At 58.2% G+C, this 11,960-nt stretch carries 12 protein-coding genes and 1 tRNA gene; 5 read left to right on the top strand and 8 right to left on the bottom strand.

The window, feature by feature from the left end:
- Positions 1 to 8 precede the first annotated feature (8 nt).
- The 5 genes from pth to ispE all read right to left on the bottom strand — a co-directional run bounded on the left by pth (position 9) and on the right by ispE (position 3,708).
- Positions 9 to 602, bottom strand: a complete 594-nt coding sequence (gene pth, locus AC6IY8_RS16420; protein WP_497775676.1) for an aminoacyl-tRNA hydrolase — start codon at positions 600 to 602, stop codon at positions 9 to 11.
- A 62-nt stretch (positions 603 to 664) separates the two neighbouring features.
- A complete protein-coding gene (locus AC6IY8_RS16415; RefSeq protein ID WP_497775675.1) occupies positions 665 to 1,351 on the bottom strand; it encodes a 50S ribosomal protein L25 in 687 nt (228 codons plus the stop codon).
- 64 nt (positions 1,352 to 1,415) lie between these two features.
- Entirely contained in the window at positions 1,416 to 2,492 is a 1,077-nt protein-coding gene (locus tag AC6IY8_RS16410) for a ribose-phosphate diphosphokinase (protein ID WP_497775674.1), read from the bottom strand.
- Between the two features lie 142 nt (positions 2,493 to 2,634).
- Positions 2,635 to 2,708: transfer RNA gene (locus AC6IY8_RS16405), tRNA-Gln, on the bottom strand.
- Positions 2,709 to 2,724: 16 nt separating this feature from the next.
- Entirely contained in the window at positions 2,725 to 3,708 is a 984-nt protein-coding gene (gene ispE / locus AC6IY8_RS16400) for a 4-(cytidine 5'-diphospho)-2-C-methyl-D-erythritol kinase (RefSeq protein WP_497775672.1), read from the bottom strand.
- Positions 3,709 to 4,085: 377 nt separating this feature from the next.
- Between ispE and AC6IY8_RS16395 the strand changes: the two genes are divergently transcribed.
- The 3 genes from AC6IY8_RS16395 (at position 4,086) to AC6IY8_RS16385 (ending at position 6,568) form a co-directional block, all read left to right on the top strand.
- Positions 4,086 to 4,694 (top strand): DsbA family protein, encoded by a 609-nt coding sequence (locus AC6IY8_RS16395; RefSeq protein WP_497775671.1) that lies wholly within the window; start codon positions 4,086 to 4,088, stop codon positions 4,692 to 4,694.
- A 48-nt stretch (positions 4,695 to 4,742) separates the two neighbouring features.
- Positions 4,743 to 5,375 (top strand): DsbA family protein, encoded by a 633-nt coding sequence (locus AC6IY8_RS16390; RefSeq protein WP_497775669.1) that lies wholly within the window; start codon positions 4,743 to 4,745, stop codon positions 5,373 to 5,375.
- Between the two features lie 116 nt (positions 5,376 to 5,491).
- Positions 5,492 to 6,568 carry an aldo/keto reductase gene (locus AC6IY8_RS16385; protein WP_497775668.1) on the top strand — a complete coding sequence of 359 codons (1,077 nt, stop codon included), beginning with the start codon at positions 5,492 to 5,494 and terminating at the stop codon, positions 6,566 to 6,568.
- A gap of 75 nt (positions 6,569 to 6,643) precedes the next feature.
- Here AC6IY8_RS16385 and thiL read toward each other — a convergent pair whose 3' ends face one another.
- The 3 genes from thiL to AC6IY8_RS16370 all read right to left on the bottom strand — a co-directional run bounded on the left by thiL (position 6,644) and on the right by AC6IY8_RS16370 (position 9,385).
- Positions 6,644 to 7,657, bottom strand: a complete 1,014-nt coding sequence (gene thiL, locus AC6IY8_RS16380; RefSeq protein WP_497775667.1) for a thiamine-phosphate kinase — start codon at positions 7,655 to 7,657, stop codon at positions 6,644 to 6,646.
- A gap of 207 nt (positions 7,658 to 7,864) precedes the next feature.
- Positions 7,865 to 8,278, bottom strand: coding sequence for a CBS domain-containing protein (locus tag AC6IY8_RS16375; RefSeq protein ID WP_497775665.1), 414 nt, complete (start codon positions 8,276 to 8,278; stop codon positions 7,865 to 7,867).
- Between the two features lie 198 nt (positions 8,279 to 8,476).
- A complete protein-coding gene (locus AC6IY8_RS16370; RefSeq protein WP_497775664.1) occupies positions 8,477 to 9,385 on the bottom strand; it encodes a M23 family metallopeptidase in 909 nt (302 codons plus the stop codon).
- Positions 9,386 to 9,730: 345 nt separating this feature from the next.
- On the opposite strand from AC6IY8_RS16370, the gene hslV reads away from it, so the two are divergent.
- Positions 9,731 to 10,315 carry an ATP-dependent protease subunit HslV gene (hslV, locus tag AC6IY8_RS16365; RefSeq protein ID WP_497775663.1) on the top strand — a complete coding sequence of 195 codons (585 nt, stop codon included), beginning with the start codon at positions 9,731 to 9,733 and terminating at the stop codon, positions 10,313 to 10,315.
- A gap of 85 nt (positions 10,316 to 10,400) precedes the next feature.
- Complete coding sequence (gene hslU, locus AC6IY8_RS16360) at positions 10,401 to 11,885, top strand: ATP-dependent protease ATPase subunit HslU (RefSeq protein ID WP_497775661.1); 1,485 nt, start codon at positions 10,401 to 10,403, stop codon at positions 11,883 to 11,885.
- Positions 11,886 to 11,960: the final 75 nt, after the last annotated feature.

Genomic DNA, 11,960 nt, shown 5'->3' with positions numbered 1-11,960 from the left:
CCTAATCCTTACTCCGCCTGCCCGGCGTCGTTCCCTATCTTGTTAAACCGGTTCATCGCGGATGACGCGCCTTGCGTCAAAATCACTCGAACCGCCTCACTGCTCGCGTCCAGAGCCTCATCGGCCAACTGCATATGCGCCTTCCGGATCGGTGACAGCAGGTACTCTTTGCCGTTTGTCACCTTGTGCCCCGGCGCTACCCCCAGGCGAATCCGCAAGAATTCCTGCGAACCGCCGAGGCAGGCGATGATTGACTTCATCCCGTTATGTCCGCCAGCACTGCCGCGCTCGCGGATGCGGATGGAGCCATATGGGAGTGCCAGGTCGTCATACAGCACGATCAGGTCTTTGGCCGGGTCGCATTCGTAGCGTTCCAGCAACTCCCTGACGGACTCCCCACTGAGGTTCATGTACGTTTCGGGCTTGGCCAGCAAAACCGGCTGTCCCTCTACGATCGCTCGCGCCGTGACTGCCCTGCAGTGGCGGTTTGCAACTTTCACTCCGCACTGCCCGGCGATGCGATCGATCGCCAGAAACCCCATGTTATGCGGTGTGAACTGGTACTCGATGCCCGGATTCCCGAGCCCGACAATCAGTTTCACCCTCGAACCTCTTCCATCGCCGGGGGCTCATGCAACGAATCACAGTGAGCCCGGCACGGCGTTTATTTCTTCTTCGTATCCTTGCCCGCAGCTTCAGGCTCGGCTTCGGTCTTGCCCTTCTTGATGACTTCAGGCTCGGCCGCAGCGGTCTCAGTGCCCTCGGCAGGAGCCGCAGCTTCTTCCTTCACGAAGGTGACGTGCACGACCGTCGCGTCGGGATCGTTCAGGTACTTGACGCCCGGGTTCTGCGGCAGGTCGGCGACACGGATCGCGTCTCCCTGATTCAGTTCGCTGACATTGACCGTGATGTGCGACGGGATATCCGTCGGCAGGCACTCGATCTGGATTTCGCGCAGAACCAGATCCAGCAAGCCGCCGGCGTCCTTCACGCTCTTGGATTCGCCTTCGATGTGAACCGGAACCGAAAGACGCATCTTCTGATCCATCGCAATGCGCTTCAGGTCAACGTGCAGCAGGCTGCCCTTCAGCGGCTCGTACTGCCAATCCACCACCATGGCCTTGGTTTGCTCGCCGTCCAGCGAGATGTCGAAAATCGTGTTGTGACCCGACTCCGAATGCAGGATCTTCAGGATCTGCTTGGGATCGACAGCGATTGCGCGCGGGTCCTTCTTGGCACCGTACAGCACTGCCGGAATCATTCCGGTGGTGCGCAGACGGCGCGCAGCGTTCTTGTCGGAAGCTTCGCGAATCTTCGCTTCCACTGTGTTTGTTGCAGTTGCGGTTGCCATCAGTTCAGTTCCTTCTACGTCTGAATTCAGTTCGCGCCCTGTTGCACGCCGTGTGCGCCAGGACTTAGCTAAACAGCTTGCTCACCGAGGTCTCTTCGTGGATCGACTGGATCGCACGCGCGATGAGACCGGCGATCGAAAGCACCTTGATCTTCGGTTCCTTCTGCCCCGCCTCGCTCAGCGGAATTGTGTTGGTAACAATCAGCTCTTTCAGGTTCGACTTTGAGATGCGCTCGATGGCCGGTCCGGAAAGCACTGCGTGGGAGGCGCAGGCTGAAACCGAAACCGCGCCATTATCCAGCAGCGCCTGTACGGTCTTCACCAGCGTTCCCGCCGTGTCCACAATGTCATCAAGGATCAGGCAAGTGCGCCCGCGCACATCGCCGATCACGTTCATCACTTCAGTTACGTTGATCTCCGTGCGGCGCTTGTCAACGATCGCCATCGGAGCATCCATTTTCTTGGCAAAGAAGCGGGCGCGTTCCACGCCGCCGGCATCGGGCGAAACCACCGTCAGGTTCGGCAGGTTCAGCTTGCGGAAATGATCGACCAGGACCGGGGAGGCAAACAGATGATCCACCGGAATATTAAAGAAGCCCTGGATCTGCGGAGCGTGAAGGTCAACGACGAGGGCGCGGTTGGCGCCTGCAGTGGTAAGAATGTCGGCAACGAGCTTGGAGCTGATCGGAACGCGCGGCTTGTCCTTGCGGTCCTGACGGGCGTAGCCAAAATAAGGAATCACGACCGTGATGCGGCGTGCCGACGCACGCTTGAGCGCGTCAATAATAAGCAGCAACTGCATCAGGTTGTGCGAAACCGGATCGCAGGTGGGCTGAATGAGGAACACATCAGCGCCGCGAACGTTCTCCAGAATCTGCACGTAAATCTCGCCGTCGGAGAACTGTGTCAGGAACATCTGCCCGACCGGGAGCCCCAGGAAATCGCAGACTTCCTTGGCCAGCGCGGGATTGGAACTGCCGCAGAAAATGCGAAGTTTATCATCGCGGCGAACAGTGACAGGTTTCTTGTCACCCTTAGTTTGCTCGGCGACTCCCTTGGCTGGGGTCGCTGATCCGACTTCCGGCGCCGTCTGTGTGGCTTCGGCGGCTGCCGTTACTGCACTCTTCGGTACTGCTTCCATCGTTATCCTCGCGGGGGACTGGTTGATCCCCACCTGATTCGCGTGAAATCGAAGTTGGCCGCGCGCGACATCTTTCAACCGTCTCGCGATCGAGCAATCTCGCGGCACAGCTTCACTGCTGTTACTGCCTTGACCTGTGGTCTGGCTGGGCGGCCAGGATTCGAACCTGGACGAAGTGCTCCAAAGGCACTTGACCTACCATTAGTCTACCGCCCAGTAAGAATCGCCGAAGCTACTTCACAAACATCTGACCGCGATACTCACTGCGAGTCAGCGTTTGAGTGACGGTTGTCGCCAATCCTTCCGCGCTCATCCGTTCGGCTGCTTCTACTGCACGTTCACGAGTACGGAACAACCCATACATCGTAGAACCTGAGCCGGAGAGCGAAGCATAATCGGCGCCTTCGCGTTCAAATACTCGCTTCACGTCACGCAATTCGGGATACTGAGGAAAGACGACTCTTTCGAAATCGTTTTCTATCCCGGCTCGGACGAGGTCGAGAAGCGGAGTCTCGGCCCGGTCCCCATCTTTTTCGACGGGAACACCGGATTCATGCAGGTGGCTCAACCACTCAAATGCGGAGCGATTGAACTTAGATAGTGTAACGGAGCCCTGATTTTGAGTCAATGCGCCCGCCTCGCCCTGGCTCGCGACAAACGCGTCCCAATCGCGAAATGCCTGCGGAGTGGAAACCGCAACCTTCGGCGTCACCAGCACGCAGGCAATCGCCGGCAAATCCTGCAAGGGATAGACCTGCTCTCCGCGTCCCACGCCTAGCACCGTTCCACCCAGCAAAAACAAGGGCAAATCCGAACCCACCTCGGCCGCAATGCGCAACCGCTCCTCGGCCGGAAGCTCTTCCTTCATCTCGCGCTCAAGCGCGAATAGCGTGGCCACGGCATTCGACGAACCCGCGCCCAGTCCGCCCTGCACCGGAAGGTTCTTCTCGATAGTGATCATCACCTTGGCCCGCTGCTTCCAGTAGCGCAACATCCGCTCCGCCAGGCGATAGCAGGTATTGCTCTCGTCGCAAGGGACCTGCGGATTCTTGCAGCGGATCTCGATTCCGTTTCCCCGCGCGGCTTCAACACGGATGACATCGTGAGCGGCAATCGTCTGGTAGATGGTTTCCAGGGCGTGCATGCGGTCGGGGCGCACCTCGCCAATCGCCAATCCGACGTTGATCTTTGCAAACGAGCGAACTGTGACTGCCATGAGGTGATTCTACTCGCACGTGCTGTGGATTGAAGTATTGACCTTAGAATGAACCCTTTCCTGCAATGGCTATAACCCTCTGAGCAATGCCCGCCGACCACGCTCGCGGTATTGTCAACCTGCATCACTCCCCGCCGCCTGCGGTAATAAATCGATCAACAAACAGAAATTTTTCATTCCACTGCTAACGACCGCTACGCTGCTTCGTCTAACTGGCATAAGTAACCTCCTTTTGCATCGCATCGAGGCGTGGACACAATCCGCGTCTCTCTTTTTTTGCGCGCATGCACAATCGCCGATTGCGAATACTCCCGCTCGCAGTGCGCGTCCGCCATGCTTCGTCTATCATGAGAGGCCAGAACGAAAGGAGCCCGCGGATGGGCACAAGGAAAGTCGCCTGGTATCTGCGACTTGCTGCCGTACTGAGTTTCGTCCTCATACCTGGCCTGATGAGGGCCGGAGACACAAGCGCGCTGCGGCCTCCGCAGGGCGCGCACGTAGCACTGGTCGCCTTTGAAGACCTGCAATGCCCAGACTGCGCCGACGCCGAACCCTTGCTGCAAGAGGCCGTTGCCAAGTACAAGGTCCCGCTCGTGCGGCACGACTTTCCTTTGCCGCAGCACAACTGGAGCTTTGAGGCGCACGTGATCGCGCGCTATTTCGATACGAGGTCGCCCGAACTTGGCGAAGACTTCCGACGCTGGATGTATGCCAACCAGAAGTCGATCAACAAGGAAAACCTTGCGGGTATGGCCGAGCGCTTTGCCGATCAACATGGAATGGAGTTGCCGGCGAATTATGACCCTTCTGGCGAGTTGAAGACGAAAGTGCAGGCCGATTACGTTTTGGGGCAGCGGGCGGGAGTGGTTCACACTCCAACCGTGTTTGTAGTAAGCGACAGCAAACGCGGCGTTCCGTTTGTAGAGACGCTGGACCGTGCGCAGTTATTTGCAATGATCGAGCAGTTGCAGGCGGACAACAAGTAACGCCTCCTGCGCAAGAAAGATGAAGGGACTCTAACGATGATGACGAAGATGACGAGCTTATCGAAATTGGCTGCGCTGGTTGCGATCACTGTGATCGCCGTTTCGGCTGCATGGGCAGGCGACACGAGCGCGCTGCATCCTCCGGCAGGAAGCCGCGTTGCGCTGGTAGTGTTCGAAGACCTGCAGTGTCCGGCGTGCGCCAAGGCCGATCCGCTGCTGATCCAGGCCGAGCGCAATTACGGAGTCGCGCTGGTGCGTCATGACTTCGTGATCCCCAATCATCCGTGGAGCAAGGAGGCTCACATCATGGCGCGCTACTTCGACACGCAGTCGCCACAGTTGGGAGAGGAATTCCGCCGATACATTTTTTCCAACCAGCAGTCGATCTACAAAACCAACCTGCGCCAGTTCGCAGACAAGTTTGCCGCCGCGCATCACACGGCGCTGCCCGCATTCTACGATCCGACCGGCGCGCTGAAAGCCAAGGTTGAGGCCGACACCCAGCTCGGAACCGCTACTGGCGTGCATCAAACGCCGACGATTTACGTTGTAAGCAATTCATCTCGCGTGCCGTTTGTCGAAGTGACGGACCAGTCGAAACTGTTCGAAACCATTGAACAGGTGAAGTCGGCGCTGGGACCAGAGCCTGCGGCAGCAAAGAAGACGACGAAGAAGAAATAGAGTCGACCAGTCTGGAATCAGGAGGCCACCCGCTCGGGTGGCCTTTTTTGCTCACTCACAATCGACGTGAGCAGGTTTATGATTGGGGCGCGCTTCTGCGCGGTGCGAAGGACAACGTGAGCGAAGAAAAGCAAGGACACAAGCAGGGCAGACGCGATTTCTTGAAGGTCGGCGGAGCAGCCACCGTGGGACTGCTGGCGAATTCGGCGCTGGCGGAAACGACAAAGGTCGAGACAAAGACAGGGTTGCCGTTCAACCCGATCACGCAGACGGAAATGCCGACGCGCAATCTTGGCAAGACCGGTTTCCGCGTAGGCATCTTCAGCCTTGGCGGTCAGGCAGCGCTGGAGCGCGGACACAATGCAGAGGTCGCCGTGCCGATTATCGAGCGCGCTCTCGACCTGGGCGTGAACTACATCGACACATCCTCGATCTATGGCGGACCGGAGCGCTGGAGCGAGCAGTACGTTGGCGCGGTGATGCAGCGCCGTCGCAATGAGGCTTTTCTGGCAACGAAGACGAGAGAGCGCACGCGCGAAGATTCGCTGCGCATGATCGAGAAGTCGCTGCAGTTGCTCAAGACCGACCACATCGATTTGTGGCAGTTGCACGACGTGGGCACGATGACCGACGTCGAAAAGATCTTTGCCAAGGGCGGCGCGATGGAAGCGCTGCGCGAGATGCAGGAGCAGAAGGTCGTTCGCTTCCTGGGCGTGACTGGGCACTATCGTCCCGAGGCGCTGATGGAGTGCATCCGGCGGCATGCGTTTGACACCGTGCTGCTGGCGATGAATGCTGCGGACGCGCATCACTACAGCTTCAACAAAGAGTTGCTGCCGCTGGCGGTGGAACGGCAGATGGGCATCATAGGCATGAAGATTCCCGCGCGCGGCAGGATTCTATCGACGTGGACACCTCCGCCTATCGATCAGCAAAAGCACTCGTGGGAAGGCATGGCAGTGCAGGCGGCTACGCCGGGAACACTGAATATGCGCGAGGCGATGTACTACACGCTGTCGCGTCCGGTGAGCACGGTGATTATTGGCTGCGACTCTATAGCGCAGCTCGAAGAAAACGTGAAGCTGGCAAAAGAGTTCACGCCACTGAGCGACAAGCAGTTGGCGGATCTGGTCGCGAAGGTCGAGCCAGTCTCGAAGCAGTCGCTTTTCTTCCGCTTTTACGAACGAGCGTAGTGTTCTGTTTGCAGAGAAGGCCGCCTGACAGGCGGCCTTTTTGCGTTTGGTAGTTGGTCCCCCGGGGCGAGTGAGTTATCTCCTCCGGCGATTGGCGCGACTGGGCTCTGGCGTGAAGTACTGCCATCCCTTGAGTTCGAGTTCGGTGGTGTAGCCGTTCTCGTGCTCGATAGAGACCTCGTTGCCCTCCGTAATGTAGCCAATCAGCGAAATCGAAACGCCCTTGTGTTCCGAGGGGACGCGGCGGCCTGGGGGAACGGTGAATAGCAATTGGTATTCGTCGCCACCGTGGAGGGCGTGGCGCAGTTCGACTTCATGGCGGTTGAGCGAGGCGATGGGGATTGCGTTTTCTTGTAGGATGGCGCCGACATCGGAGGCGCGGCAGATGCGCGCGAGATCAATTGACAGACCATCGCTGATGTCGATCATGGCAGAGGGGAGTTGTTTGTCGCCAAGGTAGCGCGCCACCTCAAGCTGGGCCTGCGGGTAGAAGTGTGCCGGATAGGACGAGGCGCGGAAGCGGCGTTCGGGCGCGGCGTACATCTGTTCGAGCAGTGCGAAGGGAGCACCAAGTTCTCCGGTGACGAAAATTCGGTCGCCGGGACGGGCCGTGCTGCGCAGGATCGCCTTGCCCTCGGGAACCGTGCCGATCACCGTGATGTCGGCGAGCACTCCCGTGGGGGACTGGGCAATATCGCCTCCGGCGAGGGTGACTCCGGCGCTGCGAGCGGTGCCGAGCAGGCCATCGAAAAACTGGTCGGCCCAGCGCTGTGGCAGATCGTGCGGAAGAGCCAGTGACAGGAAAGCAGCAAAGGGCGTACCTCCCATGGCGGCGATGTCGGATAGCCCGCGAGTGAGGCAGCGATGGCCGACCGCGTCAGCAGGGTGCCACTCGCGCCGGAAGTGAATGCCTTCGAGAGAGAAGTCGGTGGTAACGAGCGTCTCTGTGCCGGGAGCGGTGGAGAGCACGGCGCAGTCGTCTCCAATGGAGCGGGTGACACGCGCTGGAGCGGAGCGGCGGAGCGAGGGGTGCGCAGCTTCGGCGGCAAGACGGATGCGTTCGATGAGACGAGTCTCTGAAATTGGCATGACGTAGCAGAGTACTCGAAAAGGGCGAGGTTTCAAAGTTTCAAGGTTTCAAGGTTGCAAAGTTGGTGGGAGAAGTAAAGCAAACATGGCGGCCCTTTTGCTTAGCACAGGAAGAGACATAAAGACAAAACCAACACCGATGAAAAGGGACAGAAAGAGCAGCTGAGCTTTGCTCAGTGAGGTGTTAGATAAAACGAAGTCCGTCAACTAAACGTTGGCGGACTCGCGAATCTGTGCGGTGAGTTCGTCCACCTTGCGCTCAAGCACGTGGCGGATGGAGAGGATGCCGATGATGCGGCCATCGTCTTCGACCACGGGCAAGTGGCGCTTCTGGTGGTTGATCATGACGGCGGTGGCTTCGGCGATGGATGTGGAACGCGTAGCCATAAGGACCGGCGTGCTCATCACCTCGCGCAAAGGAATCTGGTGCGGGTCGCGTCCGGAGAGTACGACGCGGGTCATCACATCGCGCTCGGTGAAGATGCCGGCGACGACGCCGTGCTCATCTACAACGGTGGCGGCACCCATGCCCCGGTGAACCATCGCTTCAATGGCTTCGGCGGCAGAGGAGGTGACAAGGACAACGATAGGGTTAGCTGGGAGGTAATCAACAATGCTCATAATGGACGCCACGTGTTTAGGAAAGATACTCCTTAACAGACACCGGCGCGGGGAAAAAGTTTCCGAAATGTGTGAAATGCGTGTGAATTCCGCGGCGGAATAGGGCAAAAGTTGGAGCTGAAGATGAATGGAAGCGGCGAATGGGAATGCTGACTCTGCTCAGAAACAAGCTGATAAACAGCAGCTCGGCGGTTCTGATTAGCTCTCAGTGTGTCTATTGATGCGAGCCATGGTGGTGCGGAGGTACTTGTGCGGATTCACCGGAACGCTCTGAATACGGACTTCGTAGTGCAGGTGGGGCGATGTGACGCGGCCTGTTGTACCGACGTATCCGATGACCTGGCCCTGGCGAACATGCTGGCCGGGAGAGATGGCGAATCCGGAGAGGTGACCATAGCGGGTGGAGGTGCCATGACCGTGATCGATGCTGATCAGGCGTCCGTAGCCGCTCATGAACTCGGCGAAGGTTACTACACCATCGGCGGCAGCGTGGACCGGAGTGCCATAGGCCACCGAGATATCGATGCCGCTGTGGAAGGCACCTTCACCATTGAACGGATCGACGCGCTCGCCGAAGGAACTGGTCAGGCGTCCCTCAACAGGCCAGAGCGATGGAGCGGTTGCAGCGCGAGCCCAGTCTGAAAGCGATGCAAGGCGGCGCGTGCCGGCGTCCTGCATGCCAGCGGCGGCGGCTCCGGTAAGGGCCGATCCGCGGAGGGCGTAGAGAGTGTTGAGCGATGCCTGATACTGCTCGGGCTGCACATTGTCATTGGTCGGCAGCAGGCGGGGGTTTGTCTTGAGCCCGTAGATGGCCGAGACTTCCGAGGCGATAGAACCGAGCGACGCTACTTGAACATCTTTCTCTTTGGTGGCCTGTTCAAGCTGCGAATAGTTGCGCTTGATCTGGTCCTTTTCGGCGCGCAGATCGTTGAAGCGCTCCACCTTCCACAGCATGCGGGCGTAAGAGCCAGCCATGCCGGTGATGGTGCACATGCCGATGAGAGCTCCGGCGAGAAATACGTAGAGGTAATGTACGGGGATGGGGATTTTGCGGAGTTGACCGTCAGAGTCGCGCGCGACAAAAAGAATGTACCAGCGCTTCCGCAATGTGATCTCCGAAGAATTGCAAAGATGCGGCCGCAAACTCAAGCCAGAAACAGGAGGGCAGGTGGCCGCTGAGCGTTGAGAACGCCCCTCCCTTGCCTGCTCATTCGCTTATTGACTCAACAAGCCTACCAACCGGCAATGGATAGCGTCAATGGGAAGAGTGCAAATTCGGCACCCGACACTGAAGTTAGGTGGCAAATACCGCGGCGAGAGTTGCTGGTGGGCGATGAGATTGCGAATAGATGGTGAACACAATAGCGAAAGCCGAACGTCGCCCACGGCCACGCGAGGTTCGGAAGGATGGATGTGAGTGCGCTGCTATAATGGTGAACTACGCCAATGTCGATGAAATCTACTGCTGGTATTACTTCCACCGAGACATCTTCCAAGAATCAAAAGAACCGAATCCGCTCTACTACCGTGCTGTGCGTACGCCGCAACGGACGAGTAGTGATGGCGAGCGATGGGCAGGTGACTCTCGGCGATCATGTGATCAAACATGGAGCGCGCAAAATTCGGCGCCTGTACCAGGACAAGATCCTGGCTGGCTTTGCCGGCTCGACAGCCGATGCTTTTTCGCTCTTTGCCCGCTTTGAAACCAAGCTCGAGCAATTTGCCGGGAACCTAGGGCGCTCGGCCGTGGAACTGGCCAAGGACTGGAGAACCGATAAGAGCTTGCGCCAGCTTGAGGCTCTGCTGCTGGTGGCCGACCAGAAGCAGACCTATCTGCTGAGCGGCAACGGAGACGTGATTGAGCCTGACAACGATATCGCCGCGATCGGAAGCGGAGGGCCGTTTGCTCTGAGCGCAGCACGAGCGCTGATGGAATACACGGATCTAGATGCGCGAAAAGTTGCCGAAGCCTCGATGACTATCGCAGGGCAAACCTGCATTTACACCAACGAGAAGTTCACCATCGAAGAACTGTAGGACTCGCGGCTCCCCAGCAAGGGACGCGATTGAAGTGGGCGTCGGAAAAACGAGCCAAGTGGCCCGGACGCCGAAAGGATTCGGAATGGCGATTTATTTGCCACAGACCGCAGAAGAAGATTCACTCGCGTTGGACGAACTGACACCGCGCGAGATTGTAGCTGAGTTGGATAAATACGTTGTGGGCCAGCAGGACGCGAAGCGCGCCGTGGCCATCGCCCTGAGGAACAGGATGCGCAGGCAAAAACTCTCGCCGGAAATGGCCGAAGAGGTGATGCCGAAGAACATCATCATGATTGGGCCAACGGGCGTGGGCAAAACCGAAATTGCGCGCAGGCTGGCGAAGCTTGCGAATTCACCGTTCCTCAAAGTTGAAGCGTCGAAGTTCACCGAAGTCGGATACGTGGGCAGGGACGTGGAATCGATGATCCGCGACCTGATCGAAATCGCAATCGACATGGTGCGCGAGGAAAAGCTGGAAGACGTAGCCGAAAAGGCCGAGATGAACGCGGAAGAACGCATTCTCGACTTGCTGCTGCCTCCGACGCCGGGAACGACTTCCACCACCACGGGAACCGATGGAGCCAGCGCGGGAAGCAGCACTCCGGGAGCAACGGGATTTGCCGCGGGCTCGGGTCCAACGACGATTCCTGGCGACTCAACGGCGATCACCTTGCCTGCAGAGAGCACTTCACGCACGAGGGAAAAGCTGCGTCAGCAATTGAGAGAAGGCAAGCTCGACGAGCGCATGGTGGAACTCGATGTGCGCGAGAAGAACATGCCTGCCTTTGAAATCATCAGCAACCAGGGCATTGAAGACATGGACATCAACTTCAAGGACATGTTGCCCAACATCTTTGGCCAGCGCACGAAAAAGCGAAAGATGAAGGTTGCTGAAGCATTCGAATACCTGATCGCCGAAGAAGAACAGCGCCTGATCGACATGGACCAGGTGACGAAGACCGCGCTGGACCGAGTGGAGCAGAGCGGCATCATCTTCCTCGATGAGATCGACAAGATCGCCGGACGCGAAGGCGGACATGGGCCGGATGTTTCGCGCGAAGGCGTGCAGCGGGACATTCTGCCGATCGTGGAAGGAACGACGATCAACACGCGGTATGGAATGCTGCGCACGGACCACATTCTGTTCATCGCCGCCGGAGCATTCCACGTATCGAAGCCGAGCGACCTGATTCCAGAATTGCAGGGCCGCTTCCCTATTCGCGTGGAGCTGAAGTCGCTGACGGTCGAAGACTTCGTCAAGATTCTGACCGAGCCGAAATCGTCGCTCACAAAGCAATACGTGGCGCTGCTCGAAACGGAGAACCTGAAGCTGGAATTCACTTCGGACGCGCTTGAAGAGATCGCCATATTCGCCGCGCGGGTGAACGAGACGACAGAGAATATCGGCGCTCGCCGCCTGCACACGATTATGGAACGCGTGCTCGACAAGATCAGCTTCGAAGCTCCGGACCTGAAGGAGAAGGAAGTGAAGATCGATCGCGAATACGTCCGGCAGATGTTGGCGGATATCGTGAAGGATCAGGATCTGTCGCGTTACATCTTGTAGGCGAAGTTTCGCGAGGTTAAGCGAGGTAAATACTAAAGCGCCGCCCATTTGAGCAGCGCTTTTTTCTTACGGTCT

The sequence above is a fragment of the Koromonas soli genome (assembly GCF_059726265.1).
This window is presented reverse-complemented; position numbering and strand designations above follow the sequence as displayed.